Below are 25,223 nucleotides of genomic sequence, written 5' to 3' on the forward strand. Positions count from 1 at the left end.
TATCAACAATAATCAATATCTATCCATTCAGTATGCTATTGATCACTTTCATTTCATTAAAAACTCTTGCTTTCCCTTTATCTGTTCTATTCCAGTATCCTTGTCAATTCCTCTATGATCCAACAGCGGTAATACATCGAATATTTTATTAGAATCAGCGTGAAGAGTTGCCAAGATTAAGAAGCGTCTACAGAAAAATGCCTTGCCTGCCAACAAAATATTCCTCATGTCTTTGTCTAGTTGCTGAACCGCACCAATAACAACATCACATCCATCATTAAACTCTCCTGTTATGGGATGAATGATATCGGCTGGTATACCAAGCTCAGCTAATAGAGGAGTGTGGTATTCATATTCGTTGGCCTGCAAGAAACTATTGTATACATTTGGGATAAAAAGATGATTAAACCCTTCTTCATGAAACAGATTAGATATCTGCTCATTTAACTCAGGAAAGTGGCCTGGATGATAAATAACCGCATCTGCTCTGGTAAAAAGTTGTTGCCTTTGAATAAAAATAATATCACTTATGTTTTCGACAAATTGTGGATTCACTTCGACCCCTCCGATCTATCCTACAATGAAAATAATATAACTATTTCTATAAGAAAGCGTACTGTCATATTTAGTCCTTTAACTATGAGGTACATCCTCTAAAGTTTGTTCCCAACTGCGATCCATCGCCCGTCAATATCCTCGAATACAAATTCACGATTGTTATAATCCGTTGTTGATAATGGTCGTACTATCTTAATTCCTAAATCCATTAATTCTTGCTCTAACGCCTTCTGCTCATAAGAAACAAAGTATGCGTCGTAACCATAACCATGGCTTATTCGATTCGGAATAATTTCATTATTCTTGGATTTGGTTAACACGATCTCTATGGAATCCCTATAAAGACAAACATGAGGCTCAGCCGATTCAAGGTAATAGTCAGCCCTAAATCCAATCCCTTCATAAAATTGAGCAGTCTTATTTAGATTCGGTGCCGGGAATATTTGTAGGCAGTGCGAAAATCCTTGATTCATATGTGCACCTTCTCTCGAGTAATTTATATTCTCAATTCTAAATAATGAGTGACTTTCTCATCCTCCATAACTTCCTTAAATCCGAGGGCCTTATAAAATTCACTCGCATTAGGATTATCCGTTTTTAATACAAGCTTTCGGTAATGACTTTTTGCGGTGTTTATTACTTCTTCTGAAAGCCTTCTCCCAATACCATATCTCCTGAATTCCTTCAGAACATAAAGTCTTCTAACCCTACCAATTACTTCTTCAGAGTACGGATCTCTATTCAATCCACATATTCCTATGACCCTGTTTTGTACTCGACATTCAAACAATGCTTCATCTTCGTTATGAAATCTATTAATCCCTGTAATATAATCATTTATCAATCGATTGATATGTTGAAAACCTTCTGCAGTACTTTGAGCTAACAATTCGGCAAGATCTTCAGGCTTAAAATCAGTCACTCTTTGATAGATAAATTTATTCATATCCTAGCGTTTCCTCCAGCAAAAAGCCTATTATAAATTGACCTGATAATATCCTGCTTCTCCTAAAAAATCAGTCCTTGTTAATCCTTTTTCCCTCAACAATTGTCTATAGCTATTTATAGTTCCGTCGTGGGATGTATTTTATCAGTCGATCAAGATCTTCTGTTAGATAACTTGGATTATTCCCTTGGCCGTTAAAGTCGGATGTTTAATATTTAATCGATCAGGAACATCTAAATTATGCTCGCCCTGTCCATGTCCCAACAAGCATTCATCGCGAAGTGTTAGATGTTAGTTGTCCCCCTCCATCTACCATTTCTCTAATGGATTTTATTACAATGTCGGGATTATGTATTTGGATCGAATGCCAGCTATCTTCAACAATGATTTGTTTTGTACTGTCTGTTAAGCTCAATAACTCAGTTTGTTGTTTTTTCCAATCCTCATCCTGCTTCCCTGCAGTTAGTACGATAACAGGCAATTGGGCTGCTAATTTCTTAACACTTTGAAGCTGCCGACCACTTTCCATTGAATTTATGAGCTCTAAATACATGGCTCTATATGCCTTTGTTTGATAGCCTAACGCTTTAACCATTCTTTGTTCAGCAGAAGGCAATCTTTTAGATCCGACAAAAGAAGATTTCATAAACCTTGGAATGCCAAGAGGAGACAGCAGGTAACCGAGTCTATACAATTTTTTGGCTTTATTCCATTGTTCTTTTCGTTTTAAATCCATGAATTCATGTAAAAATCGGTTTTCGTGAGTAGAATCAACTAGCACTAATCCCGCTACCTCTTCTGGATACTCCGCAGCAAATAAACGCATGATCAAGCCACCGTACGAATGACCCACTAAAACATATGGAGGTTTCAAATTTAAAGCGGACAATGCTTGACGAAGATCATCAACATAATCCTTACAAGTTGACTTTTTATGGGTCGCTGAACTCCAACCAAACCCTGCTCGATCGTATGAGATCACAGTTGCAAATTTTGAAATCTCAGGCTGCACCAAGCACCAATCCAATGAGAAAGCACCCATTCCCGCTTCGAGAATTACAGTTGGCGATCCTTGACCAGAGACGTTCACATGCAGTTTATTAGAACCGATATGAACAATCTGACCTGTAGGTTTGAATTTAGTTCTATCTTTTTTGGACAAAATAAATTGTGTCACTGATAATGGAAATCCTACGATAGATAATGCGGTTCTCAAAAAATGGTCAAGGTAATCATTCCTTGTTACTTTCAAGTTTCCACTCCTCTTCCGTAAGGTTATAAAAAGTGCTTGTATTTACAACGAAGCCCGACTCTAAGATATCTCTTATCATTGGCCGGGTCTTGTTTATCAATTTGAGATCAAATACTTAGCTAAAAATGCTTCTCTAATCCCTTCGTTTGTTTCAATTAATGGGTCTATTACAATAGATGTATGTTCAATTAGTTTTCCATCCTTATACTTACATTGGTGTTGGTAACAAAGAGGATCATTTAGGATCAGTTCTAGAGACTCCGGAATGTTCGCAGCAATTCCTACATTGTTTTTATCCATAATCCATGTCGTTGGTTTCCAGTCTAATATTCCTTCAACCGTTTTTATCGGTGTGTCGTATACGTATTGTTCAGAAACTTCAGCAAGATAAAGGTACATTCCCCCAACGATTTTTTCATCAACTACCCAAGTAACAACGCCTTTAAAATGCAATGTATATTCTTGAATATTAGTTTCTTCATATATTTCACGTCTCATCGAGTTTCTTGGCAATTCATTGTTATCCAGCTTACCGCCTATTCCATTCCAGCATCCCATCCAAGGTTCGAATTGACGATTCAATAACAGAATCTCGTCACCTCGACTAATGAAACAAATATTGTACTTTATCATACAACAAACACCTGTGAAATGGTTTTATGTTCCCCTGTTAATCCATCAATCTCAATCAACTCTTCTTGCTCAACATACTTTATATTTTTGTTTTTATAATACTTCTTCCAAAATGCAACTGCGGCCTTATTTCGTTCCAATTGATCTACTTTGAATGTTCCTGAGAATTGATCCAGAACTAAACTTACGGCTTCTGCTGCTAAATTTAACCCTCGATATTTCTTTAATAAGAATAGCTCCTGGATCGTATAATTGACTCCTTCCGGTACATATGGAGGAGAACACACTAGAATAAATCCAATGTTTTTGCCATCATAATTGATGAAAAATGGATGCAATTCGTTTCGTTCAAGATATAAATATGTATTCGTTGGATCAAACTTCCCATCATCTTTCGGATCTTCACCAGTAAATTCAGATAAATCGTATAAATATAAATTGTACAAATTTAAAAATAGCTCTTCTTGTTCTTTATTAATTCTTGTAATTTGAATTTTCACGTCGTCAGCACCTTTTTTTGTTTGTATTGCACTAATCAAAGCATCCCTATCTCTGCGTCTACCCTTGATTGTTTTGGTTAAATTAATCTTTTCGAATGCTTCCTCTATGTGGAACCATCTTATTTCCTGAGTCTCCTCATCATAACCGCTTACTCTAGCCAATGGCTTCATTAAAAAATACTTTGTGACACATGTATCAGATTCAAACTCTCCTGATATCGGAGCCATGATTGTGCATTGATATCCCGTTTCTTCTCGAACCTCTCTTATTGCTGTTTCTTCAGGAGACTTATCGCTAGGATCAGCCCCTCCCTTTGCAAAAGTCCATACATATCCGCCCCAATATCCTGCTGGACTTCTCATCAAAACCTTTCCTTCATCATTAAATACGATTCCACCATATGCGTATTCGCCCTTCTCTTTCATTTAGACTCATCACCCTCGTTAACAAGTTTAGGGTTTTAGATAACGACTGTGAATAGTCGTTAATATGAGCTCGTCATTTCGAGCCACCTAGCAACAACTTCTTTGAGTTTGTCTTCCTTCTCCACCAAATCACTCATATTTAATATTTTTACAATTGCCCTAACTCTATATGTTTAGAACAAATCCCGTTTTCTTCCCCTTAACAAACCCTGCTCTCTCGTAAAATCGATGGACTTCTTCTTCGTCTCTTCCTGTCAAAAGTATAATTTTATAACAGTTCTTTCCCTTTGCCATCTCGATAGCTTTATCTAGTACCATTTGTCCAAATCCATTCTTTCGATATTCCTCATGTGTTATGACATTTTCAATTAATCCATATGGTCTTGCATTTCTCGTTAAGTTTTTAACGATGGCCAAGACGCACGATGCAACGATGATTCCTTCATGTTCAACTACAATGATGTTCATGTTCCGATCATTTAAGATGTCGTTCCAATGATCTAATAAATCCTGGTTTCGATCTAGATCCGGATCTTCTGGCTGCAAAAATTTGTATAGAGTTAACAGACCCTCCAACTCATCTTCACGTATAAGCCTACTTATTGTACTCAACTCGTTGCACCTTCTCTCTCCAAGTATTACATTTATTTCGTTGTTATCTGATGTTAATTCCTAAAATGCGGCGTTTGCATGTATATGGATGTCCGAGCTATTTTCTCACATCAATTCTTTCAACCCACTCGCCTATTTTCTTGACACATGATATGTATTGCTTGTTTACGAATCGAAATATCGATAGGCGTTTCACCGATTATTTCCCCATCTCCAGTAGCCAGCATAGGAGAACTCGATGAAATTTCAACTTCTTGCCCCTGAAGCATCGAAATCCCAGGACGAAAAATATGTTTTCCTAAAAATACCCGCGGAAGTAGTCGTAACGCTTCAAAACGGGAAATTCCGTGCACAATACAAATATCAAATACCCCATCCGTATAAGAAGCCTCGGGACAAATGTTCATTCCTCCACCGTAATTCGGGATATTAGCCACGGCAATGAGCCATACGTCCGAAAAAATCGTTTCTACTTCGTCTACTTTAATATTTACCGTATGAGGGCGATAGCGGGCTAATATCTGAAGCAAGCTTATTACATAAGCCAAACGACCCAATCTGAGCATGTTCAACCATTTTTTATACCTCGAACGATTTACAGTTTGTGCTATTTTTCCATCAATCCCGATACCAACAATGGTTGTATAAGTTTTGTTACCGCTTTGTGCTATGTCTATTTTTTGGATCGCTCCGGTTAGTAAATAGTCCAGCGCTTTTTCGGGAGTTAATGGTATCCCTAAAGCCCTGGCAAAATCGTTACCCGATCCTGCTGGAATTATGCCTAACGGGATATTGCTTCCTGCCAATTCGCCGACAATACTTTGTACCGTGCCGTCGCCTCCTATAACCGCAACAGCTTTCACTTGATCCGATTCATTCACATTTTTCAGTAACAATTGCACGGCATGAACCGGATTATCCGGAAACTCAACCCGATAATGGATCCCTTTTTCCTGAAGCAAGGGTTGTATTCGTTTCCACACCTTTAATCCTTGTCCGTTTCCGGACAGACTGTTCACTATGAAGAGAATCATTCCAGCCTCCTATTTTGACTACACCTGTATTACACCACAAGAAGAAGAGGCCATCGAAGCTGACGGGCCCGTTACTATGCTCCAAAATTGCTTTTAGCCTTCTCGACTATTCAGGATGTTAGGGATAGATGATATACTATATTAGATTAGATATTAAATTATTTGCTGCTGCTTACAAAGGCCTGTAATTCTAGCTCTTGCCTCATGCCCATTTCCATCTTCATTCGTAATTGCATATACTTCTCAAGCAGCAGATGACGGTAACCCAAGTAACTGCTGATTCTGCCTGTCACCGAGTCATCCGTATGCTCATTACTCCATTGAAACAACTCTTGGTAGAGGTCGGTTATCCTCTCTTGTTTGAGTGGGGCAAACCTTACTGGGTGTGGATCACCAACCAGCTTCAATTCTAGCAGGTCGTGTAATACATCAAACCTGTGTTCTATCATTCGCTCATCCTCGATGCCATCCTCATTGTTCTCACCAATAGGTGTCCGATCCTTCAGATCCGAAATAAGTTCTATGAATGTCAGTTCGACCATTTGCATGGCCATATAACCCCACCAATGGCTACCCGTTCCTATACTGTATATTTCCCAATGAGGTTCCATTAATATATATTTTATTTGTTCTTTTTGTGTACTGCCAAACATGGAAATACCCAGTACCAGCCCCGCATTACAATCCGTAGATGCCTGTTGCCCCCACGAAATCAGCCTAGGAACGATTTGTTCATTTGCAAATTTAAAACTTAGAGCTGGCAGAAATTCAGGAAAAAGCGGCTGCCCGTATACCTTTTCCAACTCATTCTCCAACCTTGCCTGATACAATTCACAAGGAAGATGCAGAAGACCTAGACAGGCATCTTTGGACAAATACCAGTCGTTTGCACAAATGCAATTTACCATATAGTCAATATATTTTTCATACCCCATATATCCCAGCACATGTAGAACTTCGCTGGGCATACCTTCTCTGAGTAGCCCCTTCTCAAAGCAAAAATAATTTAGTTTCTCAGCCAGTGCTAAGTCTCCGCATCTCATAACAGAATCCAGCAGCAGTGTGCGCCTGTAATCGGCGGGTTGTTCTGAGAAGATTTCAAATAATGCCGCTGCATCCTCCTTATCTCCGTACATAGATATAATATGGCAATAGGATGTAAGAATGCTAGCATCAATCTTTTGTTCAGACCTGAACAGTTGTACAAGTTTTTCTGTAGTTTGAATCATCTCTACACTCCTGTTTTCATTAAGTATACTGTTCCCAGCAATCCCGACTCAGTTCGAAGGCATTTGGTTACGCACTCCCCATTTGCACATCTCCTCAAGTATTGGCATCAAAGTTCTGCCCCTTGGAGTTAATGAATATTCCACCTTTGGAGGTGTTTGTCGGAACTCTTCCCGTTTGACAATACCGCTGTCTTCCAATTCTTTCAATTGGGAGCTTAACACCTTGTGAGTGATTTCCGGAATGCGCCTCTTAAGCTCTCCGTAACGCGTAACCTTTTGGCAGGTTAATTGATACATAATTTTCATTTTCCATTTTCCGCCAATAATGCTTAAGGTATAGTCAAACGGAGTCAGGTTATTTAGTTTTTCCGTAGTTTGGGTCTGTTTGATCATCAGAATCCTCTCCTTAAAGTAAGTACGCACCTAAAAGTGCGTACTAGTTTATATTGGGCACATGTTTATACTTAAGGCTAGCCGAAGTGTTATATGAGTTCCAGATGCTGACGGACAGCAAAGAAAGGATGATGACTATGCCAAGGCATGATGCGAACGAATTTACTACAAGCGATTTAAGCGAGCAGGAAATGTACAAGCTGATGATCGGTTCGGTTGTACCGAGACCTATTGCATGGGTTTCCTCCAAAAGCAAGGATGGCGTTCTCAATTTAGCGCCCTTTAGTTTTTTTACCGTAGCTTCTCGCAACCCACCGACACTGCTTATTTCCATCGGTCCGGGCGTAGGAGAACGGGAAGGTACAGTCAAGGATACGCTGACCAATATTCGCGAGATCGGAGAGTATGTCATTAATATGGTCTCCGAACCTTTGGGCGAGGCGATGCATCGTTCATCCGCCAATGTCGGGCCGCAGAAGAATGAGTTTGAACTTGCAGGAGTCACGCCAAAGCCTTGCAAGAGCGTCGATGTGCCGGCGGTGCTTGAAGCGCCAATCGCTTTCGAGCTTAAGCTAGATCGAATTATTCCTGTGGGCGGGGATCATCTGGTACTTGGAATCGTGGAACGTGTGCAGCTGGACTCCGCCGCCTATGCAGGAAATTATAAAACAGCAGTGGATAGCTGGAAGCCATTGGCAAACTTAGCCGATGACTTTGCCAGATTGACGTCTGCATTTCCGCTCGGACCAGGCAATCGTTAAGAATATGGATTTTATCAAGAAAAGAAGCAGCGAAGAACTAGGACGAAAAAAATCCTAGACTGCCGCTGCTTTTATTGCGCTTTCATGTTCCGGTGGTTTAACTTTTTAATTCTAGATGAAGCAAGGGGAATGGCCGACCTGTTCCATCTAATTCTGATCGTCCAGTTTGCACAAATCCATACCGTTTATAAAAAGCGCACGCTCCCTCATTTTGCTCATTGACGTCAACCTTGAGATGGCTACCTTTCAATTTTTCAGTATTTTTTATTAATCGACTACCCGTTCCCTGGCCGTGGTAATCAGGGTCAATAAATAACATCTCTATTTTCGTACCATTAAGTCCAATGAACCCAATCGGTTCGTTATTTCCGTTCACTTCTACCCAAATTTCAACTTCATGTAATGCTTCATTTTGAACGATATGATGATAAAATTGAATGTCCTTTTCGGACAAAAAAGTGTGGGTTAGAACCACAGCACGATACCAAATATCCACCAATTTTTCATGATAATTTTGTTCATAAGAAACAATTTTGTTATCCATGATTAATCCCCCCACATTTATATATATATTTATTATACCATCAGCCCATCTCCCTGGTGAATACTTCCTCTGAGAACGTGAATGAGGCCACTAGTGCTCATTGAACGTACTGGCTTAAACTACTCTTCAACATCTCCATTATTAATTCTTGCAGTTGTCTAGGGGCGATGACCTTTGCTTCGGGACCATAGGAGAGCAATCTCCGTGCTATAAATGGAAACTCCTCTGGAGGGACTTGACCTCGCCATTCGTTATATTGAACAGAGTTGAATAGAGTATCCGACCCTGCGAGCCTTGCTCCAAAGTCCGTAAATTTCAATACCACTTCTACACTTACCCTCTTATCCTCTGAGTCTAACCAATCTTTTAGAGTTGGAATTGAATTGTCCAATCGATTAAGTATATTCAACTGCTGCATCCGGTCGACACGATACAGTAACACGCGTTCATGTTTCATAGCAGGCATATACCAATATCCGTTCTCATAATAGATGCCAATGGGACAAGCTACCACATTCTTCGTTCCACTGCGGGATGAATACAAAAATTCAATTTCTCTTTTTTCAACTGCAGCACTTAATATTTTCGTTGTTAGTGACTCTGGCTGTACCGAATGATATTGATGAAATGTAATGTGCTGTCTCATGCGAATAATCATATCTTGTACATCGCTGGGTAAACTAGAAAAATAATGTTCTGCTAAATGGGCACGAATCGATCCATATGGAAAGTCGGGGACTTTTTCCAAATATTCAATCATCATAAATAAACCAAACGCCTCATGCTGTGTAAGTTGAAGTGGCGGCAAAATTCTGTTCGGCAGAACACGATACCCCCCGTGTGCACCTACCTCTGTATAAAGAGGTACACCCATCTGCTGCAAATAATCCAGGTCACGTTGAATTGTACGTACCGATACATTAAATCGTTCAGCCAGTTCACGGGCAGTGAATTTTTTCCTCGAATCTAATAATCGCATTATCGTAAGTCTTCGATCATTCATTTCCATCACCTAATTACGTCATTTTTTGTCGTAGTTATAATGTATCATAATCCTTAGAAGGGAGCGATTGATAAATGAACAATAATAAAGTAGTACTGTACATCGCCATGAGCTTAGATGGTTATATCGCCAAACCCGACGGTTCCGTCGATTGGCTGTATGATGTCGAAGGGGACGGGCAGGATAACGGATATGGTGAATTTTATAATACGGTAGGCACACTCGTAATGGGGCGGCTCACGTATGAGGAAGTGCTAAAGCTCAGTGATGACTTCCCCTATGCCAACAAACCATGCTACGTCCTGTCGAGATCGAAGCAAGCCCCTGCCCCGCATATTATGTATACGGATGAGGCTATAGATACTCTTATTCCAAGGTTAAAGCACGCATCGGATGGAGACGTTTGGCTTGTAGGAGGAGGACAACTTGTATCTGCTTTTTTGGAAGCAAAATTGCTTGATGAACTTTACATCGCTGTCATTCCGAAAGTACTCGGAGAAGGTATCCCACTGTTTCCAAAAGGAACCATACCAAGTACTTTTCAATTAACTCATATGGAGAAGATCGGACAAATCGTTTCATTGAGTTACAAAGTAATTTAGCATTAGAGACTTGCTACTATCATTTTTCTTGAATTAATGTTAATATTCTTCTGTATGTCATTTTACTTTTAAATATGAAGGAGGGAATACCTAATGAAAAAGAGATCGATTAAATATTTATCTTTCGGTATTGGGTATTCTACTGCTGTTTTTTTCTAGAATTAATTTCTGATGGGATAAGTCCGTCTAAAATTAAGAAGTATTAAAAAAACAGTGAAAATATATAACATTTCCATAAGTTGTGTATTTTCTATTTAAAAGGAGACTTTACAGATGATGAACTTAAATAATAATGTAGTTAAAAGATATAATCCAGAAAATATAGCAAAACCTGTTGGAAACTATAGCCATGTAACAAAAATAAGTAGAAATGCTGAAATGTATGTATTTTCCGGTCAAATTGGTATAGATCAAAACAATGATATCCCAGCAGATTTCAATCAACAAGTAACAAATACGATGAACAATATTGTTGCAATCCTTTCTTCTCAAAAGTTGACTCCTGATCATGTAATTAAAATCAACATTTGGGCCACAGAAGAAATTGATTGGGATCATTTCTATGAAATATGGGATAGAGTTTTCGGTACTACACATCCTTCTATGACGATTGCTTATATTAAGGGATTAGGTTTACCAGAATTAAAAATTGAATTAGATGTTTGGGCTGCAGGTTGATTTATAAAGTCCAATAAGTGACTATGTGATATTATCCCCTCATGGTAGACAGTATAAAAAGATCTCATGTTATGATGAGTTCAAAGACTGTTGATCAGAGGGGATTTTTCATCTAAACGGGCTATGGTTCGTTCCTCCCTTTGACAAGAAGTCCTCTACGAGCTAGTAAAGACGATGCGCGTTACAATACCTCAACATCTTTACTCACCAGTAATATCTCTTCTTTCCCACTCCTTATAAAATTGATCTAAAAACTGCTCTACGAATTGATGCCTCTCTATTGCTATTTCCTTAGCTTTTTCTGTGTTTAGCAGATCTTTGATTTTTAACAGCTTCTCATAAAAATAATATATAGCTGTCTTCTCATTCGACCTGTAATCTAAGTTGCTAAAATCCCCATCTGGATTATGAAGCATCTGGCCTTTCCAGCCTGCATAAAGAAATGTTCTTGATATTCCCATTGCTCCAAGAGCATCTAGCCGATCTGCGTCTTGAACGACTTTGCCTTCAATTGATTCCATAGGTGGATTTTCCCCACCGTTATAAGACATTGTTGAAATAATTTTCATGATCTCTGCAGATGTGATAATGTCTTCTACACTTTTCACAATCCTACCTCTTTCTTTTTGCCTTTAATAATTGTCGCATATTTACTTTCAGTTTCCTGAATCGACTGGATTTGGAACCCTGTTGATTGAAAAAGACGCACATATTCATCTACATCGATCGGGTAAATCTTTAACTTCCTACTGCCATAATCCAACCACTCATCGTCTTTACTAACCGACAACACAAATGATCCATTATTCTTAAGCGAATTGTAAATGTTTTTCAATGCTATCTCTTTATCCTCTATGTGTAAAAAAGTCAATACACTGTAGGCTGCATCAAAGGTATTGGGACGAATAAATTGATGTGCATCTGCCATTTCAAGCTCCATGTTTGAAAACATACTTAGATTAGACCTGGCTCTTTCTAAGCTCTTTGGTGAAATATCAATTCCAACAAGAAACTGACATCCTGCATTCAAAACCGATTTAGCTATTCTACCTGTTCCAATTCCCACATCTAATACGACTTTGTTCTCAGCTTTTAATGCCTCGAAAAAAATGTCACCATCCCATCTGTTCATATAAGCTTGAAGTGCTGGAGGATCTTGCACAGGATCATTTCCCTCGTCAATCAACAATTCATAATGCTCCAAAGCAGTAACCACCTTCATGGCTATACACGCTTCCTTTTCTAAGTTTTTTTTCAGTATTACTTTCCAGTGTTTACAACGTCCCACCGATTGATTTCGCTCTCGATATAATGCTTAATGGTTTTATTCAATTCGATATCCTTATTTTTATCCCATACCGTACTTACTTCAAATATTCCTGGTCTGAAAAACAATGGTATTCTTTCTCGAAACCAATCCTGCATAGGAAGTTCATTCAATTGATCCTTGTTGACCCACATCAATTCCCCTTCGGGAGGGTTTTTAAGTAGATCGCCCTCAAATGAAGTAACCAAATAATTAAAAACCATGTAACGAAGTCCAGAATTAATTTCGCAGAATTCATTTAGTCCCTTATATATGATGTCTTTTACAATTAAGCCTGTTTCTTCTTTTACCTCTCGAATTGCTCCATCTACAATACTTTCTGGGAAATCGACTTTTCCACCTGGTGCAATATATCCTGGGAACCCTAAATGATTCGGACGGTTCATTAGCAGTATCCTATCCCCATCTTGAACCATGCTCATCGTCAGTATCTTGTGATTTACTTCATTTGGCATTCAGACCAGATCCCCATTCATGTCTTTTATTGTTCGTTCTCTTCTAAAATCTATTATACATAACGACTACGAGTATCAAATATGAGGGAATCCACTTTAGTCCACGGAGTAAAGGTGGTCGTTAATGGGTAACGCTGACCAGATTCCGCTGATTGATATGCACCGAACATAATCTCATGTACATGCAGCTGCTGCTTAGCCGATTGTACCGGCTGCTCCCCGGTTCTAAGGCAGTGAACAAAATGGGAAATGACACTCTCATTTTTTTGCTTAGAAAGCTTACCCTGTGGGACATAACAATTCTCGATCCCACGCCAATTGACTTGTTCTGAATCTGGTATACATTCTCTTAATGTATGGATAACCAGCGGATAACCACTATCATTCAAAGCTATAGTCCCGTTACGTCCATAAATAATTGTATTATTCTGTTTGAACGACAGTCCCCATAATGAGCGAATAACCGCATGTTGTCCTCCCGCAAACTGGAGGATTATGGACACATTATCATCCACATCACTACACACTTTCTTACCATCACCGACAATACGATTCGGGATTAAGGTGTTTACTTCTGCCATAACGCTTACAGCCGGTCCTAACAAACCAATTAGTCGGCTAATCGGATATACCAAGCAATCAAGCACGGCCCCTCCATGAGATATTGATTTATCATAATACCAGTTGTCACGCCATGGTCCCGGAAGGGAAAGTTGTGCCTCGGCTCCCGTGATTTTTCCGATATATCGCTCATCAACATATTCTGAGGCCGCCAGAAAAGCGGGATTCAGATCAAACGGTAAACTCATGAAGATGACATTTTTCTTCTCTGCAAGGGATACCATCCGTTTACAATCCTGAAAGTTAGTAGCCATGGGCTTCTCGTTTAGAACATTCAACCCTCGTTCTAGTGCAGCAAGCACCGGCTCCGTGTGCATGGAATGCGGTGTGGTGACGACTACAGCATCAAGCTCCTCTCTGTCCATCATGACCCGATAATCGTCGTACCATCTTGGAACTCCATAGATTAATGCCTTCTTCTCCGCATTTTCCAAATGTTTTGAGCAAACTGCAGCAAAACGTACTCCTTCTAATTTGGACGCCTGCTCAAAATATCGATTACTAACATGTCCGCTGCCTATCATGCCTAAATTGATCGTTTTCATTAAAGGTCTCCTAATGTAAACTTTTCAACTATCCTCGTATTTGTATATCTCTCGTGCATTTTCTGATAAAGATTAGCGCCCCAGCCCTAGATAAATCTTACCTAGGGGCTGGGGCGCTTGCCGACTGTTATTCTTCCTTTATTATACATACAGTAACCAAGAGAGTTAAGTCCAAAAGCATGAATACACTGTTACATTTAATCACCTAAAAAATATTACTAACTATCGGTAGCCCTTTCTCTAATCTTCTTCTACTCTCATTAAGATATGTACTAGTCCAATCATTTAAATTACTAAAATCAAAGCTGCGATACATGCCAATGTAAACTATAAGTTCCCTTATGTCCCCATGTATTAAACCGCAACTTTTTTCTTTATCTATATTATTTACTTTTACCTTAAGTTGACCGAAGCTTTTATAAACATCAATTTGGCTAGAGGGTATGAACTTGCTCATGTTCTTCAAATAATAATTATCAGTCCAGTCATGACGTGTCGTGCCTTTACTGCTAGGGGAATAAATCCTCGATAATCCGTGGATTTTCCCTGTAATCTCTCCACACAGCTCCGATATTATCAAAAAGACAAGCTGTGCCGACATCTTCACTTTAGGTTCTCTGGGTTTAATCCCTGTAATTTTTCAGGAATAAACAACCCGTCTTTTCGGATTAAAATATCATCAAACCATATTTCTCCTCCGCCGTATTCCGGCCTTTGGATATTAACAATATCCCAGTGTAACTCGGACCAATTTTCATTTCCAGGTGAACCAAGAGGAACACATCCAGGAGTGAGGTGGAAACTTCCCCATACTTTTTCATCGAACAAAGTATCTTTCATTACATTTTCAATATAAGGGTTAAGACCTATTCCAAATTCACCAAAATACCTTGAACCTTCATCAGTATCCAGTAATTTATTAATTCGATATGAGTCATTTGCGGTAGCTTTAATAATTTTACCATCCTTGACTTCAAGACAAATATTATCGTAAGTAAAGCCTTCTTTTAAAGAAGGTGTGTTATACGAAATCACTCCGTTGACAGATTCTTTAACCGGCATTGTATATACTTCTCCATCCGGAAGATTCATGATTCCTGCATCTTTAATTGAAGGCATGCCCTTGATCGAGAAGGTTAAATCTGTTCCTACACCCTTAATTCTAACTTTATCTGTTTGATCCATAAGCTCAACTAGATTATCCATCTCTTTATCCATTTTTGAATAGTCCAAATTGCATACGTTAAAGTACAAATTCTCAAAATCCTCAGTTGACATGTTCGCCTGTTGAGCCATCGCATGGTTCGGATAACGAAGAATGCACCATTTCGTATGATTATAACGTCTGCCGTTGATAGGCTGGGAATAATGCTTTCGATACAACGCCATCTTCTCAGGACTAATACCACTTAATTCACTCATATTCTCCCCGGCTCTAATGAGTATATAGGCTTGCATATCATTAACTCTGTTTAAGTCGTATGATGCCATTGCTTTTAATTGTTCCTCGGTACAATCTTTTAATATTTCTCTTAATAATTCATGATTGTTTATTAAAAGAAATGGAACTCCACCGACACGATAAGCCTGTCTCACCAATTCTTGTGCTAAAGGAATTTCCAATCCATCTACTTCAATTAGTATTTTTTCCCCATGCTGTAGCTTCACCGAATATTGAATGAGATTTTTAGCGAGTTGTTCAATTCTTGGATCTTTCATCGTTAGTCACTTCTTCCTTTATGATTGAGAAAATTACCGCGTCAACAAATCTTTGCTTCACATAATAATATTTTTTTAAGTATCCTTCTTCACTAAATCCAGACTTCTCTAACAGTTTTCTAGATTTGATGTTATCTGGATATGTAAAGGCCTCTATGCGGTTTAACTCAAGTTCTTTATGTCCAAAATTAATCACTTCTCTTAGAACTTCAGTCATGATTCCTGATCCCCAATACTCAGGGCTTAGTTCATACCCAATCTCAGCTTTAAAATGTTTCTTAGACCAATTGTGAAAACCACATGTCCCGATAACACTATCTTCTGTCTTAAGAGTGATTCCCCACCTAATTCCTTGCTGAGTAATAAATCTATCATTGAATATTCTTATAAGACTTTCTGCTTGCTGCAATTCAGTGAAACTATCTAAATCATAAAACTCTGTCACTTCATCTTTGGAAAAATAATTATACAGATCGACGGAATCCTCTGGTCGTAATTGTCGGAGTATCAATCTTTCAGTTTCAATCATAGGAAACGTTTTCATTATTCTTTCCTCCCATGAGAATCATTTCGTTTAAACGTTGTTATATTCATGAACCGAAAGCCTTCATCAATTTACACTCAAAAATAAACTGATTTTTAATTTACATTGTTATATATTGTCATGTCCTTCTTATATCATTATTCATTCAGGAACTTCAATGATCTCAGATACCCGTATTTTTAATATTTCAATTAACTCTTCATCCATAAATGTATATTCATCAGGTATATCAAGTCTTATTACTCGTTTCCCGCTGATCTCTTGACTAAATCTTTCTTTAAGTCTCCGCTCATGCTTTTTCTCCATTACAAATATCAAATCTGCCCACCCAATATGACCAGCGTTTACTTTAATCCTTGCATTCTGTTCTGTTCCTGCAGATCTGACCTGATACATATCATAGTGCTCAAAAATCTTCTCAGCCGTAAAACTTCTCCACTTATTTCTACTACAAACAAATAATAATTTAATACAGATCACCTTCATTAATAATTGAGTCTAGCCCTGAAACAAATATAACACTTCTCATAAATATTGGTTATAGTTCGAAAAATTCTTTAGTTATTACGAGCCGTATTGAAGTTATATACTTTATATTCCCCGTTATTTGATGAGAACCTGAGAATATTTCGATCCTCGGGAATACCCTCGAAATAAGCGCCAATACATCCCGTTGTGCATCTGTGACCAGACAATAAAATGTTTACTTTTTTCACGCTATATTCAGCTTCAAGTTCATGCATAAACTCAAACACTCTTTTAATATAATGATGGATGTTTTCAACACCTTTATAAATTTTTGAATCAGGAACTACTCCAATCATTTTCACTTCGTCTTTTTTTAACCCATCAGCTTCTCCCAAATCAAAAACATCCAATCTTGGATCTATTTTTACTGTTTTACCCGCTGCTATCTCTGCTGTTTGAATAGCTCTTTCTTGTGGGGAGGTAAATACATAATCAAATTCTACATTTGCAAGTTTATCTCTTAAATTTTGCGCTTGAATTATTCCATATTCATTTAATGGGAGTCCCCGTCTTCCTTGGAGTCTTCTTTCTTGATTCAAATCTGTTTGCCCGTGTCTAATCACATAAATCATGCAAGAACCTCCTTGAATCACATCTTATAGAGTTCTCCTATCTCCCGAATACACATCGTACTCAGCTCCTAAGAATCCCCATTCGTTCTTCTTTTAAATCAAAAAATACTGGTTTCTGTACTCTATTAATAGTTTCAAGATTAATTTCATCAAGATGTTTAAATATAAGTTGTAACGATTCATTATTACTATCTGTATGGATAAGTGTCGATCCATCTTCTGCGAGTTTCCCTTTTAAATCGGCTTCTACATTAAATAAGAACATAACAAAAACGACTTCATTTCCATCAGGATATGTATACATCATTCTTGATCCAGAATAAATAGAGTTTAGATTGTAGTGTATAACATCAAGCCCGGTTTCTTCCTTAACTTCTCTAACCATCGTCTCTTCGATTGATTCCCCTGGTTCCATACCTCCGCCCGGTAATCCCCAATCTCCATAATCAGATCGTTTCTGTAATAATATTCTTCCCAAACTGTCTGTAATAATTGCTCCGCCTGTTACGATAATACGTCTGGTCATTTAATCATTCCTTATCTAATATTTTATAAGTCCTGCTTCTTACTGGTTTCGCCTTACTTATATATTTATAAATGTATTGTTAGATGAAGTAATCCTTGAATTACTTACACAAACGTTCCAAAACCATTGCCACTCCATTTTGGTCATTACTTCCCGTTATTTCATCAGCAATCTCTTTCAATTCAACAACCGCATTTCCCATCGCAATTGAATATCCAGCTGATTTAAACAGACCTAAATCATTATGGTCATCTCCAAATACAATTACGGATTCCATTTTTTCATTGTAGATATTACATAACCTAGTTACTGCCGCCTCCTTCGATGCTTGAAGTGGCATGATTTGAATTAATTGTTTATTGTCTGTTACCAGTATGTTTACCTTATGTCCGAACATTAAAGTAAGCCCTTGAATATGATTGTTTCCAGATAATAATATTTTGGTAGCCTCATATTGTTTTAACTCTTCCAATGATTTTACTGTAGGGTTAGACTCGGCATTCATCGTGTTCATATAATTAAGCTCCCTAAAGCTAAACCATTGATCTTTTACTTCCATAGTCAGTTCGATTTGAGAGTCATGAAACAAACAATAATCGATGATTTCAGAGGTAATATCAGCAGGAATGGATTCACAAAATTCGGTTTTCGATTTCCTACAAATGACTTGTGCTCCGTTATAATATACAAATGCTCCGATATCTAACAACTCATTTGGAAGGAATACTTTAACTGTTCTAGGAGGACGAGCTGTTGCAAAAATAATTCTTATATCTTTTCGATAACAAGAAAGTACTGCTTCATAATTCCGCTTAGAAACTTGCTTTTTCGAGTTTAAATATGTGCCATCTAAATCTAAGACCACAGTCGAAAACTTCAATGAAGCTGCCTCCCCCAAAAATGATTAGCACTATCACATAACGTTACATCAAGCGTAGTATCCTCAGAATAACTAAGTAATTTTTCAATCTCAATATTTGTGATTTGTGAATTAAATGACATCGTATCCTCCGTTGATGGTATACTTATGTGTTACCCCTGCTTTTTTAAACATATTAACTCCGATTGGCCTTGACCGATTATTTTTTCCAATCTAAAATCACTTTGTACTTGTAGTCTGAATCGCCTCCATACATTACTTCTCCATAATTGACTTTCACGCCTAATTGCTCCGCAATGCTATGCCCAATCTCATCAACTTCCAGTCCTGAGTTTCTAAAGATTAAAATTACTGGACAATCATACATTCCGTGTCTCCAGTTGTGTTCTCTTGATATATTAATATAGATGTCTTTGCTCTCCTGATCTGTTGCTCCGTACTCATACCACTCCCACGTATCCTCATAATCTCTATGAGATTCATTTAGAGTTAATATTGTATCAAGCTCTTTAATAATATCTTTCATTTCTTTCTCAATAAAAAACCAAAACTTATATTCAACCACTACGTCTCTCTCCTCGGTTAAACTAGAAGATCCATGTGGTTTTAAAAGTATCTTAAAAGACGCTTATCTCTCATTGACTAGCCAAGTTTTTGCATCTTCAGGATCTTTATAAAATGATATCCTTTGTGTTATCCCCAACTTTTTTATTCTTCTTCTTAGTCTCCATATATTGATTCCTGATAGCCCGACAAACGAAAGTTTATCAATATGAGCTCTTAAGTTATTAATATTGTTTGATAATTCTTGCAGTACCCGATTCGTTACCGAGGTTTCGTACATATCTACCCATATTTTCAGTTTTTTATTTGTGTTAAAAATAAACTCTTCTTCTTGTTTCATCAATTCAAAAAGTTTTTCTTCGTTATTGTATTTACTCCCGTATTTTAAGCAATGAATTTCTCCACCTTTATAATAGTAAGGAAATATTGAACCTCCTGGTGATTTCATTAAATCTCACTCCCTCAGGTTTTTTTCATTTTCTTTTACATAACTGATTGGTTCGTCATCCCACACTTGTACTTCAATATATCTTTCGGGACCATATAAACCATCCTTATTCCAATTTTGAGGTAAACCATATTTTTGGATGAGTTTTAAGATTTCTTCATATGTATAAATCTGTTTTCGATACTCCCGGCCATCATTTATACGAGGACTAAACGTAGGAAATAAATCACCATAGGAAAATGATAGGGCCTCAACTTTAAATTTAGATATGTTAAATTTTAAGTATTTACCTTCACTATACCAAGTATTAAGCCAATCGCATTCGCCTACGACCATATAATGGGGTGCTTTTCTTTCTGGTTTTCCACCTTTTGATATGAACATGTCTCGAGCCATTTGTTCCAATTCATATCTTCTTTCAAGGTATCCATCATTTCTATGAGTAGCCATAACATCACTTTCTCTTTTTAATTTATCTCAAACATTTTGCGCTTGATTCAAGGTTAAATCTGATAAATTCATGAAGGGACCTTTCGATTTCTCATAATAATGATATAAATAATTCATCTCTACAGCGTCACTCACATATTCACCCCATCTGATGCACTATTAAATCATGTGATTATTTTACCCTTCAAATTTCTTTTTTTAACTTTTTGAATCCTCTTCACTGCCAGTTGTTTCTCAGGTGTATAAGCTTTAATTCATTGTTATCAGATGTCAGTTACTTCTTCAAATATACCTACTCGTTACGAAGTGGTTCAAATATTGTCCAACCTACGTCGGGGTAGTCACCCCAAAGTTCAATAATGTTTCGATCTGGATCAAAAAACTTAAAAGATAGCCCTTGATAATCAGTAATTGGTGTAACTTCAATCCCTTTAGCAACAAGGTCACGAAAAACTTCAGTAATATTATGTATTACAAAACCATATGCCGCCTGTGTCCCAGTAGAATAATTCATATGTGAGGTAATGTTCTGCTCATTATCAATTAACATCACTCTCACACCCGACGCTGATCTAAGTTCTAGATACAAATCATCCTCTTTGACAGTTATCAATCCAAAGTTTTCTTTATACCATTCTGCCGATAGCCGTAAATCACTGACAGGTATATAAATGTAGCTGCCCATAACTTGCATAATTATCTCCTCCATAAGGTTTTATCAATTAATACATTGTTATATGATTCGGGTTCCTTCTTCAACAACCTGCACGACTGCTCTTCTGTTTTTAATTGTACTCTCGTATAACAGTTATTCAACATTTAATTGCATAAATGAGTGTATTTCGTTACGGTTGCAAATGCGTTTTTTGCAGACGTGACGATTTTTTATTAGACTGTAACATTTTCCAGATCAAACCGTTGTCTTAATGAGAAGGGGAGAGGATTTCGATACCGAACCTCCGAAATGGAGTAAGAAAAAATTTAATCGAATGATCTGGCGAATGCGAGTTAAGATGCTTGTAAATACGGCATCTGCTTTGGTGTTATTATTTTTGTTGTATACGGTCTACATCTCTGTTATTCACATCTATTTTGATACTACAGAAGTAAGAGGTAAATTTATTAGATCAATAATTTCGGTAGTAGAACTCCACGAAGATGGCATGAAGGTTGAAAAACCAGCAAATCCAACCATCGAAGTTACACCATTTCTTACACAAAAAACAACACTTAAGCTATATAGAGATGTGGGTAAATGGCAGGTCATTACGGGAGAGATTCGAGCGGAACAGAGCTTGTCAGGCAAGCTTATCTATTCCATCGTAAATACCGGCGCTTATTTGAATAAGGATAGTCAGGCTGCATTTATTTTGCCGTCATCTATTATGTTTGATAAAACGATGAAGGACAGATCTCGTCAGGAAGGCGACCTTGAACAATTAGGAAAGATTGAAGACGGAAATGTGGCCGAGTTATCATTTTCTATAAATACATTAATGTCACCGGAGCAGCTCATGGAAATGCTCGATAGTTATGACATTGCAGTGACCGGAATGCCCGTATATGCAGGAGAGCTTAAGGATTTTGACACTCCTCATACCGTTGGCGGAGGTACGGATTATTACGTTCCTCACTTAACCCTGAGACCGATGTCTGTGTTTGAGGAGAACAACAGGCTTACCATGTGGCAACTGTATTTTTCAGCTGAAGACAAGGGGAGAATGTCAGAGCATATAGATTATATGATGTCTGATCTAAAATGGATGACCTCAAACATTAGATATTACGGTGTGGATCAAGATAAACAGCGACTTGCTTATTTACAGAAAGAAGGAGTTCAGGTTTACGGTGCGACCGTCACAGGACCTGTACGGGAGCTCGAAAAACTAAAGGAACAACCGGAATTCCGCGAATTCCGATTGGGGCGCATTGAGGTATGGAATTGGGAGGAGAGACAGTAATTACTTTACGATTTGTTAACGAATAAAAATGAAGAAGGAGAGCTCCTCAAGAGGTGCTTTCCTTTTTCATTTTTTCTCTGAATTTTCACCCAATAAATATTCAAGAGATTTATCGAGCTCTTCTTACCATGAAGCTTTCAGCATCCTTTACAAATCCATATTGTTCATATAATCGGTGTGCATCAGCTGTTCCTAAGAAGCCAGTTATATCTTTAAGCTCCTCACTATGAATTATGGTTTCTACTAATTTTTTGCCTACTCCTTTTCCTCTATACTCATCATCAATAATGACATCACATAACCAGTATGCAGTTGCCCAATCCGTAATCACTCGAGCAAATCCAATCTGTTTCTCTCCGTGATATACCCCAAAACAAAGTGAAGTTTCAATCGCTTTTTTAATTTGTTCAACCGGCCTTTTATTTGCCCAATATGTCCCCGCTAATAATCCACAAACATTTTCATAATTTAAGAGTGTCTTGTCTGTACTTATTAAATAGTCTTCGAATCTAACTTGCATGATTTCACCCTCCTAAATATTTTAAATTTGAATATTACTAAATACTCCGTGTAGGCCAAGGGCCGTATAGGTTTGAATACAAACTTACACTAAGGGTATGATTTGAAATCTCTTTACTACTACTGGGTCTATAAATTCAATATCCTTTATGTCCCTGGCTTGAAATTCTTCTAGTATTCTCAGAAAAATTCTTCCAATTAATATACTGTCTCCTAATGCATCATGCCTTCGTAAATCCTTATCATGAATGTTATAATGCTTAATCAAATAATCTGTCCAAATTATGTCCGTTACTTCTGGATATAGATAAGAAAATAAAGCTTTAGTATCTAAACAAGGATTCGTAATTAATGGAAGATTGTTTCTCTGACATTCATTTTTTAGTAGGGGTAAATCAAATTCATATCCTGCATGTGTTATTAAGATACTGTCCTTAGTAAATTCTAAAAAATCACTATATTTGTCCTTTAATAAGGGCGCATTCTCTAGTTGAGTATTATAAATCCCCGTAAATTGTTCAACCGATTCAGGAATTGGCTTTGGCGATTTAATGTATGTATTAAATGTCTTAGACTCCTGTATACAATTGTTCTCTATTATAACTGCACCAATCTGCGTAATATGTTCTGTTTCATGATTTATTCCTGTCGATTCAAAATCAAATACACAATATCTTTGTTTTACTGCATCTTTAATATGTACTCCTGACACAGTATATTCGGTGTCCGATATAAATCTAATCTCCATTGAGAGTTCGCCTCCATTTATTAATTACTGTGAAGTTTTTAACTTCGTTTAATTGCTGGTAAAGCTTTTACGACTTAAGACATTCGTAAAACTTTTCATTGAAAAACATCTGATCTTCAAGATAGTTTTCAGTATATTTGTTGAGCATTCGAACTCCTACTGCATTTAGCTCTGGTACAACTACGCAATGACAACCAGCTGCACCCGTAGCATAAAACCAATTCTCTTTAAAGTACCAACCAAAAATTCGGTTTTTATCTTTCGTTTCAACTCTTAATTGTTCCATCAGTCGAAAAACTTCGAGTGGCACGAGTTGCTTATTATGAATGCCCCCTTTATTTAAAAACAACTCACCCCAGATCGCCAAATCTCTTGCACTAGCGTATAAATTTCTTTCATGACCTTCATTTGATTCAATTCTAATGGATGCATAGCCATCTGCAGCTTGAAAATCACAAACTAATTTCTCTTTCGGTACTGAAACCCATTCAGTATTAGACAATCCAAGTGGTTTAAAGACACGCTCTGGAAATTAGTTGAGCTATATTATTACCAGTAATTTCTTTAATTACTTTACATGCCACTTCTTCTCGTTCGATTCGATTTGCTCCAAAATATTTAACACTTGATTTTGTGGCTAAATCCCTAATAGTTGTACCTTCCAAATCTCTTTCTGGCATATCTGTAACGATATCAGAAACCTTAGTGTCTACTGATAGTTTGCTCTCTACAATAGCAATTGCTGTAGCAAGTCCGACATATGTCTTTCTTGTTGAATATAGATTAAACATGGAGTCAGGTGTAACTTGTAGTGCTCCACTCTTAAAATGATGCTTCCCTGAATACCATTCGGTTACAATTTCATTATTTTCAATTATTACAACAGAAGAAGCTGAAGCTCCATACTTTTTTGCTGCTTCTTGAGTATATGAAATTAGTGCTTCAAATTTATTAGTAGCAATCTTCTCCATGACTTTACCTCCGTTTATTTGGTTATCAAAGACCGAACATTAAGTATCGTCAATGTGTTGTTATGTGATGTATATGACAATCTCAGAAATATCCTCAACTCTAAGTTTTATCTACTTAATTCTTGTTAGAATTCTATCAATAACACTCATGGTGTCTAGCTGGTCAGTAATAACTTACACTTAGTTAAGGCACTTCTTATAATAATAATGTTTATTTCCCAACGGAGCATTCTCGATGATTGCCATTACCTCGTAACCATATTTCTTATAAAATTTGGGAGCTTGGAAACTGAAAGTATTTAACTTAAGGAAAGTACAATTCTTCGCTCTAGCAATTTGCTCTGCTTCTTCCAATAACCTTTTACCAAGTCCCCGCCCACGATGTTCATCATCTACCCATAAAATATCAATCTCCATCCAGTTCCAACATACTACGCTAATGAGACCGGCAATTATTTCTTCTTGGTCATCCTTTAAACATAAATTAATTTCTTCATAAATGCCGTTTGGTACATTTTTAGAATTGAACTCAATAAGTTTTTTTCTAATATAATTTGCTTCATCATTTGTACCTTTAATTATCTTTGTTGTATACATCATTAGATCCTCCCGTAGGTTTTCCTCATTCACTGCATTAATTTCGTCTAACGTTTCTTGTGTTCACGACGTCTATA

General features: G+C 37.4%; 34 protein-coding genes and 1 pseudogene. 4 read left to right on the forward strand and 31 right to left on the reverse strand.

The genetic code is table 11. The annotated features are described in order from the left end of the window. Window positions 1-48 precede the first annotated feature (48 nt). The 10 genes from MNQ98_RS21020 to MNQ98_RS21070 all read right to left on the reverse strand — a co-directional run bounded on the left by MNQ98_RS21020 (window position 49) and on the right by MNQ98_RS21070 (window position 7,583). Window positions 49-555 (reverse strand): hypothetical protein, encoded by a 507-nt coding sequence (locus MNQ98_RS21020; RefSeq protein WP_241929989.1) that lies wholly within the window; start codon window positions 553-555, stop codon window positions 49-51. Between the two features lie 98 nt (window positions 556-653). Beyond that, window positions 654-1,031, reverse strand: a complete 378-nt coding sequence (locus tag MNQ98_RS21025; protein WP_241929990.1) for a VOC family protein — start codon at window positions 1,029-1,031, stop codon at window positions 654-656. Window positions 1,032-1,054: 23 nt separating this feature from the next. Beyond that, window positions 1,055-1,504: a GNAT family N-acetyltransferase gene (locus MNQ98_RS21030; RefSeq protein WP_241929991.1), complete on the reverse strand. Its 450-nt coding sequence runs from the start codon at window positions 1,502-1,504 to the stop codon at window positions 1,055-1,057. A 271-nt stretch (window positions 1,505-1,775) separates the two neighbouring features. Further along, window positions 1,776-2,756: an alpha/beta hydrolase gene (locus MNQ98_RS21040; RefSeq protein ID WP_241929992.1), complete on the reverse strand. Its 981-nt coding sequence runs from the start codon at window positions 2,754-2,756 to the stop codon at window positions 1,776-1,778. A 96-nt stretch (window positions 2,757-2,852) separates the two neighbouring features. Continuing rightward, window positions 2,853-3,389, reverse strand: a complete 537-nt coding sequence (locus MNQ98_RS21045) for an NUDIX hydrolase (protein WP_241929993.1) — start codon at window positions 3,387-3,389, stop codon at window positions 2,853-2,855. Beyond that, window positions 3,386-4,315, reverse strand: coding sequence for a GNAT family N-acetyltransferase (locus MNQ98_RS21050; RefSeq protein WP_241929994.1), 930 nt, complete (start codon window positions 4,313-4,315; stop codon window positions 3,386-3,388). The genes MNQ98_RS21045 and MNQ98_RS21050 overlap by 4 nt, the downstream gene beginning before the upstream one ends. Window positions 4,316-4,480: 165 nt before the next feature. Then, window positions 4,481-4,927, reverse strand: coding sequence for a GNAT family N-acetyltransferase (locus tag MNQ98_RS21055; protein WP_241929995.1), 447 nt, complete (start codon window positions 4,925-4,927; stop codon window positions 4,481-4,483). A 119-nt stretch (window positions 4,928-5,046) separates the two neighbouring features. Further along, entirely contained in the window at window positions 5,047-5,961 is a 915-nt protein-coding gene (locus MNQ98_RS21060) for a diacylglycerol/lipid kinase family protein (RefSeq protein WP_241929996.1), read from the reverse strand. Window positions 5,962-6,119: 158 nt separating this feature from the next. Beyond that, the gene (locus MNQ98_RS21065) at window positions 6,120-7,190 is read right to left on the reverse strand and encodes a hypothetical protein (RefSeq protein WP_241929997.1); all 1,071 of its coding nucleotides are present in this window, start codon (window positions 7,188-7,190) and stop codon (window positions 6,120-6,122) included. A gap of 48 nt (window positions 7,191-7,238) precedes the next feature. After that, a complete protein-coding gene (locus tag MNQ98_RS21070) occupies window positions 7,239-7,583 on the reverse strand; it encodes a winged helix-turn-helix transcriptional regulator (protein WP_241929998.1) in 345 nt (114 codons plus the stop codon). A 137-nt stretch (window positions 7,584-7,720) separates the two neighbouring features. Here MNQ98_RS21070 and MNQ98_RS21075 point away from each other — a divergent pair, with 137 nt between their 5' ends. Continuing rightward, complete coding sequence (locus MNQ98_RS21075; RefSeq protein ID WP_241929999.1) at window positions 7,721-8,344, forward strand: flavin reductase family protein; 624 nt, start codon at window positions 7,721-7,723, stop codon at window positions 8,342-8,344. 97 nt (window positions 8,345-8,441) lie between these two features. Here MNQ98_RS21075 and MNQ98_RS21080 read toward each other — a convergent pair whose 3' ends face one another. Then, window positions 8,442-8,888 carry an acetyltransferase gene (locus tag MNQ98_RS21080; protein ID WP_241930000.1) on the reverse strand — a complete coding sequence of 149 codons (447 nt, stop codon included), beginning with the start codon at window positions 8,886-8,888 and terminating at the stop codon, window positions 8,442-8,444. Between the two features lie 97 nt (window positions 8,889-8,985). Then, window positions 8,986-9,891: a helix-turn-helix transcriptional regulator gene (locus MNQ98_RS21085; RefSeq protein WP_241930001.1), complete on the reverse strand. Its 906-nt coding sequence runs from the start codon at window positions 9,889-9,891 to the stop codon at window positions 8,986-8,988. A gap of 74 nt (window positions 9,892-9,965) precedes the next feature. Here MNQ98_RS21085 and MNQ98_RS21090 point away from each other — a divergent pair, with 74 nt between their 5' ends. Together MNQ98_RS21090 and MNQ98_RS21095 are read left to right on the forward strand one after the other, a co-directional pair. Beyond that, window positions 9,966-10,493, forward strand: a complete 528-nt coding sequence (locus MNQ98_RS21090) for a dihydrofolate reductase family protein (RefSeq protein ID WP_241930002.1) — start codon at window positions 9,966-9,968, stop codon at window positions 10,491-10,493. Between the two features lie 273 nt (window positions 10,494-10,766). Then, on the forward strand, window positions 10,767-11,171 hold the full coding sequence (locus tag MNQ98_RS21095) for a RidA family protein (RefSeq protein WP_481856654.1): 405 nt from the start codon (window positions 10,767-10,769) through the stop codon (window positions 11,169-11,171). A gap of 200 nt (window positions 11,172-11,371) precedes the next feature. Here MNQ98_RS21095 and MNQ98_RS21100 read toward each other — a convergent pair. From MNQ98_RS21100 to MNQ98_RS21165, 14 genes and pseudogenes are all read right to left on the reverse strand, one after another. Then, window positions 11,372-11,764, reverse strand: a pseudogene (locus MNQ98_RS21100) (HD domain-containing protein); the annotation flags it as partial. A gap of 11 nt (window positions 11,765-11,775) precedes the next feature. After that, window positions 11,776-12,375 (reverse strand): class I SAM-dependent methyltransferase, encoded by a 600-nt coding sequence (locus MNQ98_RS21105; protein ID WP_241930003.1) that lies wholly within the window; start codon window positions 12,373-12,375, stop codon window positions 11,776-11,778. Between the two features lie 56 nt (window positions 12,376-12,431). Then, the gene (locus tag MNQ98_RS21110) at window positions 12,432-12,953 is read right to left on the reverse strand and encodes an 8-oxo-dGTP diphosphatase (protein WP_241930004.1); all 522 of its coding nucleotides are present in this window, start codon (window positions 12,951-12,953) and stop codon (window positions 12,432-12,434) included. A gap of 53 nt (window positions 12,954-13,006) precedes the next feature. Continuing rightward, window positions 13,007-14,119 (reverse strand): Gfo/Idh/MocA family protein, encoded by a 1,113-nt coding sequence (locus MNQ98_RS21115; RefSeq protein ID WP_241930005.1) that lies wholly within the window; start codon window positions 14,117-14,119, stop codon window positions 13,007-13,009. A 603-nt stretch (window positions 14,120-14,722) separates the two neighbouring features. Further along, window positions 14,723-15,838: an aminopeptidase gene (locus MNQ98_RS21120; RefSeq protein ID WP_241930006.1), complete on the reverse strand. Its 1,116-nt coding sequence runs from the start codon at window positions 15,836-15,838 to the stop codon at window positions 14,723-14,725. Further along, on the reverse strand, window positions 15,819-16,382 hold the full coding sequence (locus tag MNQ98_RS21125) for a GNAT family N-acetyltransferase (protein ID WP_241930007.1): 564 nt from the start codon (window positions 16,380-16,382) through the stop codon (window positions 15,819-15,821). The genes MNQ98_RS21120 and MNQ98_RS21125 overlap by 20 nt, the downstream gene beginning before the upstream one ends. 141 nt (window positions 16,383-16,523) lie before the next feature. After that, window positions 16,524-16,853, reverse strand: a complete 330-nt coding sequence (locus MNQ98_RS21130) for a low molecular weight protein tyrosine phosphatase family protein (RefSeq protein ID WP_241933996.1) — start codon at window positions 16,851-16,853, stop codon at window positions 16,524-16,526. Between the two features lie 86 nt (window positions 16,854-16,939). Beyond that, window positions 16,940-17,482, reverse strand: a complete 543-nt coding sequence (locus tag MNQ98_RS21135; protein WP_241930008.1) for a histidine phosphatase family protein — start codon at window positions 17,480-17,482, stop codon at window positions 16,940-16,942. A gap of 61 nt (window positions 17,483-17,543) precedes the next feature. Further along, window positions 17,544-18,008: an NUDIX domain-containing protein gene (locus MNQ98_RS21140; RefSeq protein WP_241930009.1), complete on the reverse strand. Its 465-nt coding sequence runs from the start codon at window positions 18,006-18,008 to the stop codon at window positions 17,544-17,546. Window positions 18,009-18,108: 100 nt separating this feature from the next. Beyond that, entirely contained in the window at window positions 18,109-18,888 is a 780-nt protein-coding gene (locus MNQ98_RS21145; RefSeq protein WP_241930010.1) for a Cof-type HAD-IIB family hydrolase, read from the reverse strand. A gap of 199 nt (window positions 18,889-19,087) precedes the next feature. Continuing rightward, entirely contained in the window at window positions 19,088-19,453 is a 366-nt protein-coding gene (locus MNQ98_RS21150; RefSeq protein ID WP_241930011.1) for a hypothetical protein, read from the reverse strand. Window positions 19,454-19,516: 63 nt separating this feature from the next. Beyond that, window positions 19,517-19,900: a hypothetical protein gene (locus MNQ98_RS21155; RefSeq protein WP_241930012.1), complete on the reverse strand. Its 384-nt coding sequence runs from the start codon at window positions 19,898-19,900 to the stop codon at window positions 19,517-19,519. 6 nt (window positions 19,901-19,906) lie between these two features. Next, a complete protein-coding gene (locus tag MNQ98_RS21160) occupies window positions 19,907-20,350 on the reverse strand; it encodes a hypothetical protein (protein ID WP_241930013.1) in 444 nt (147 codons plus the stop codon). 292 nt (window positions 20,351-20,642) lie between these two features. After that, entirely contained in the window at window positions 20,643-21,044 is a 402-nt protein-coding gene (locus MNQ98_RS21165; RefSeq protein WP_241930014.1) for a VOC family protein, read from the reverse strand. Between the two features lie 469 nt (window positions 21,045-21,513). On the opposite strand from MNQ98_RS21165, the gene MNQ98_RS21170 reads away from it, so the two are divergent. Continuing rightward, the gene (locus MNQ98_RS21170; RefSeq protein ID WP_241930015.1) at window positions 21,514-22,311 is read left to right on the forward strand and encodes an anti sigma factor C-terminal domain-containing protein; all 798 of its coding nucleotides are present in this window, start codon (window positions 21,514-21,516) and stop codon (window positions 22,309-22,311) included. A gap of 109 nt (window positions 22,312-22,420) precedes the next feature. On the opposite strand, the gene MNQ98_RS21175 is transcribed toward MNQ98_RS21170, so the two are convergent. The 5 genes from MNQ98_RS21175 to MNQ98_RS21195 all read right to left on the reverse strand — a co-directional run bounded on the left by MNQ98_RS21175 (window position 22,421) and on the right by MNQ98_RS21195 (window position 25,146). Beyond that, window positions 22,421-22,831 (reverse strand): GNAT family N-acetyltransferase, encoded by a 411-nt coding sequence (locus MNQ98_RS21175; RefSeq protein ID WP_241930016.1) that lies wholly within the window; start codon window positions 22,829-22,831, stop codon window positions 22,421-22,423. Window positions 22,832-22,915: 84 nt separating this feature from the next. Continuing rightward, window positions 22,916-23,578, reverse strand: a complete 663-nt coding sequence (locus tag MNQ98_RS21180) for a 3'-5' exonuclease (protein WP_241930017.1) — start codon at window positions 23,576-23,578, stop codon at window positions 22,916-22,918. A 67-nt stretch (window positions 23,579-23,645) separates the two neighbouring features. Further along, window positions 23,646-24,080: a serine hydrolase family protein gene (locus MNQ98_RS21185; RefSeq protein WP_241930018.1), complete on the reverse strand. Its 435-nt coding sequence runs from the start codon at window positions 24,078-24,080 to the stop codon at window positions 23,646-23,648. Between the two features lie 10 nt (window positions 24,081-24,090). Then, window positions 24,091-24,549, reverse strand: coding sequence for a serine hydrolase domain-containing protein (locus tag MNQ98_RS21190; protein ID WP_241930019.1), 459 nt, complete (start codon window positions 24,547-24,549; stop codon window positions 24,091-24,093). 180 nt (window positions 24,550-24,729) lie between these two features. Continuing rightward, a complete protein-coding gene (locus tag MNQ98_RS21195) occupies window positions 24,730-25,146 on the reverse strand; it encodes a GNAT family N-acetyltransferase (RefSeq protein ID WP_241933997.1) in 417 nt (138 codons plus the stop codon). Window positions 25,147-25,223 lie beyond the last annotated feature (77 nt).

The organism is Paenibacillus sp. N3/727 (assembly GCF_022637315.1).
GTDB classification, from domain to species: domain Bacteria; phylum Bacillota; class Bacilli; order Paenibacillales; family Paenibacillaceae; genus Paenibacillus_AQ; species Paenibacillus_AQ uliginis.

Excerpts from the sequence above, each read along its gene's own strand:
- MNQ98_RS21025 (WP_241929990.1), bottom strand. The coding sequence starts at position 1,031 with ATGAATCAAGGATTTTCGCACTGCCTACAAATATTCCCGGCACCGAAT.
- MNQ98_RS21030 (WP_241929991.1), bottom strand. The coding sequence starts at position 1,504 with ATGAATAAATTTATCTATCAAAGAGTGACTGATTTTAAGCCTGAAGAT.
- MNQ98_RS21045 (WP_241929993.1), bottom strand. The coding sequence starts at position 3,389 with ATGATAAAGTACAATATTTGTTTCATTAGTCGAGGTGACGAGATTCTG.
- MNQ98_RS21050 (WP_241929994.1), bottom strand. The coding sequence starts at position 4,315 with ATGAAAGAGAAGGGCGAATACGCATATGGTGGAATCGTATTTAATGAT.
- MNQ98_RS21060 (WP_241929996.1), bottom strand. The coding sequence starts at position 5,961 with ATGATTCTCTTCATAGTGAACAGTCTGTCCGGAAACGGACAAGGATTA.
- MNQ98_RS21065 (WP_241929997.1), bottom strand. The coding sequence starts at position 7,190 with ATGATTCAAACTACAGAAAAACTTGTACAACTGTTCAGGTCTGAACAA.
- MNQ98_RS21070 (WP_241929998.1), bottom strand. The coding sequence starts at position 7,583 with ATGATCAAACAGACCCAAACTACGGAAAAACTAAATAACCTGACTCCG.
- MNQ98_RS21075 (WP_241929999.1), top strand. The coding sequence starts at position 7,721 with ATGCCAAGGCATGATGCGAACGAATTTACTACAAGCGATTTAAGCGAG.
- MNQ98_RS21080 (WP_241930000.1), bottom strand. The coding sequence starts at position 8,888 with ATGGATAACAAAATTGTTTCTTATGAACAAAATTATCATGAAAAATTG.
- MNQ98_RS21085 (WP_241930001.1), bottom strand. The coding sequence starts at position 9,891 with ATGAATGATCGAAGACTTACGATAATGCGATTATTAGATTCGAGGAAA.
- MNQ98_RS21090 (WP_241930002.1), top strand. The coding sequence starts at position 9,966 with ATGAACAATAATAAAGTAGTACTGTACATCGCCATGAGCTTAGATGGT.
- MNQ98_RS21095 (WP_481856654.1), top strand. The coding sequence starts at position 10,767 with ATGATGAACTTAAATAATAATGTAGTTAAAAGATATAATCCAGAAAAT.
- MNQ98_RS21110 (WP_241930004.1), bottom strand. The coding sequence starts at position 12,953 with ATGCCAAATGAAGTAAATCACAAGATACTGACGATGAGCATGGTTCAA.
- MNQ98_RS21115 (WP_241930005.1), bottom strand. The coding sequence starts at position 14,119 with ATGAAAACGATCAATTTAGGCATGATAGGCAGCGGACATGTTAGTAAT.
- MNQ98_RS21120 (WP_241930006.1), bottom strand. The coding sequence starts at position 15,838 with ATGAAAGATCCAAGAATTGAACAACTCGCTAAAAATCTCATTCAATAT.
- MNQ98_RS21125 (WP_241930007.1), bottom strand. The coding sequence starts at position 16,382 with ATGAAAACGTTTCCTATGATTGAAACTGAAAGATTGATACTCCGACAA.
- MNQ98_RS21135 (WP_241930008.1), bottom strand. The coding sequence starts at position 17,482 with ATGATTTATGTGATTAGACACGGGCAAACAGATTTGAATCAAGAAAGA.
- MNQ98_RS21140 (WP_241930009.1), bottom strand. The coding sequence starts at position 18,008 with ATGACCAGACGTATTATCGTAACAGGCGGAGCAATTATTACAGACAGT.
- MNQ98_RS21155 (WP_241930012.1), bottom strand. The coding sequence starts at position 19,900 with ATGAAATCACCAGGAGGTTCAATATTTCCTTACTATTATAAAGGTGGA.
- MNQ98_RS21160 (WP_241930013.1), bottom strand. The coding sequence starts at position 20,350 with ATGGCTACTCATAGAAATGATGGATACCTTGAAAGAAGATATGAATTG.
- MNQ98_RS21165 (WP_241930014.1), bottom strand. The coding sequence starts at position 21,044 with ATGCAAGTTATGGGCAGCTACATTTATATACCTGTCAGTGATTTACGG.
- MNQ98_RS21170 (WP_241930015.1), top strand. The coding sequence starts at position 21,514 with ATGAAGGTTGAAAAACCAGCAAATCCAACCATCGAAGTTACACCATTT.
- MNQ98_RS21175 (WP_241930016.1), bottom strand. The coding sequence starts at position 22,831 with ATGCAAGTTAGATTCGAAGACTATTTAATAAGTACAGACAAGACACTC.
- MNQ98_RS21180 (WP_241930017.1), bottom strand. The coding sequence starts at position 23,578 with ATGGAGATTAGATTTATATCGGACACCGAATATACTGTGTCAGGAGTA.
- MNQ98_RS21190 (WP_241930019.1), bottom strand. The coding sequence starts at position 24,549 with ATGGAGAAGATTGCTACTAATAAATTTGAAGCACTAATTTCATATACT.
- MNQ98_RS21195 (WP_241933997.1), bottom strand. The coding sequence starts at position 25,146 with ATGTATACAACAAAGATAATTAAAGGTACAAATGATGAAGCAAATTAT.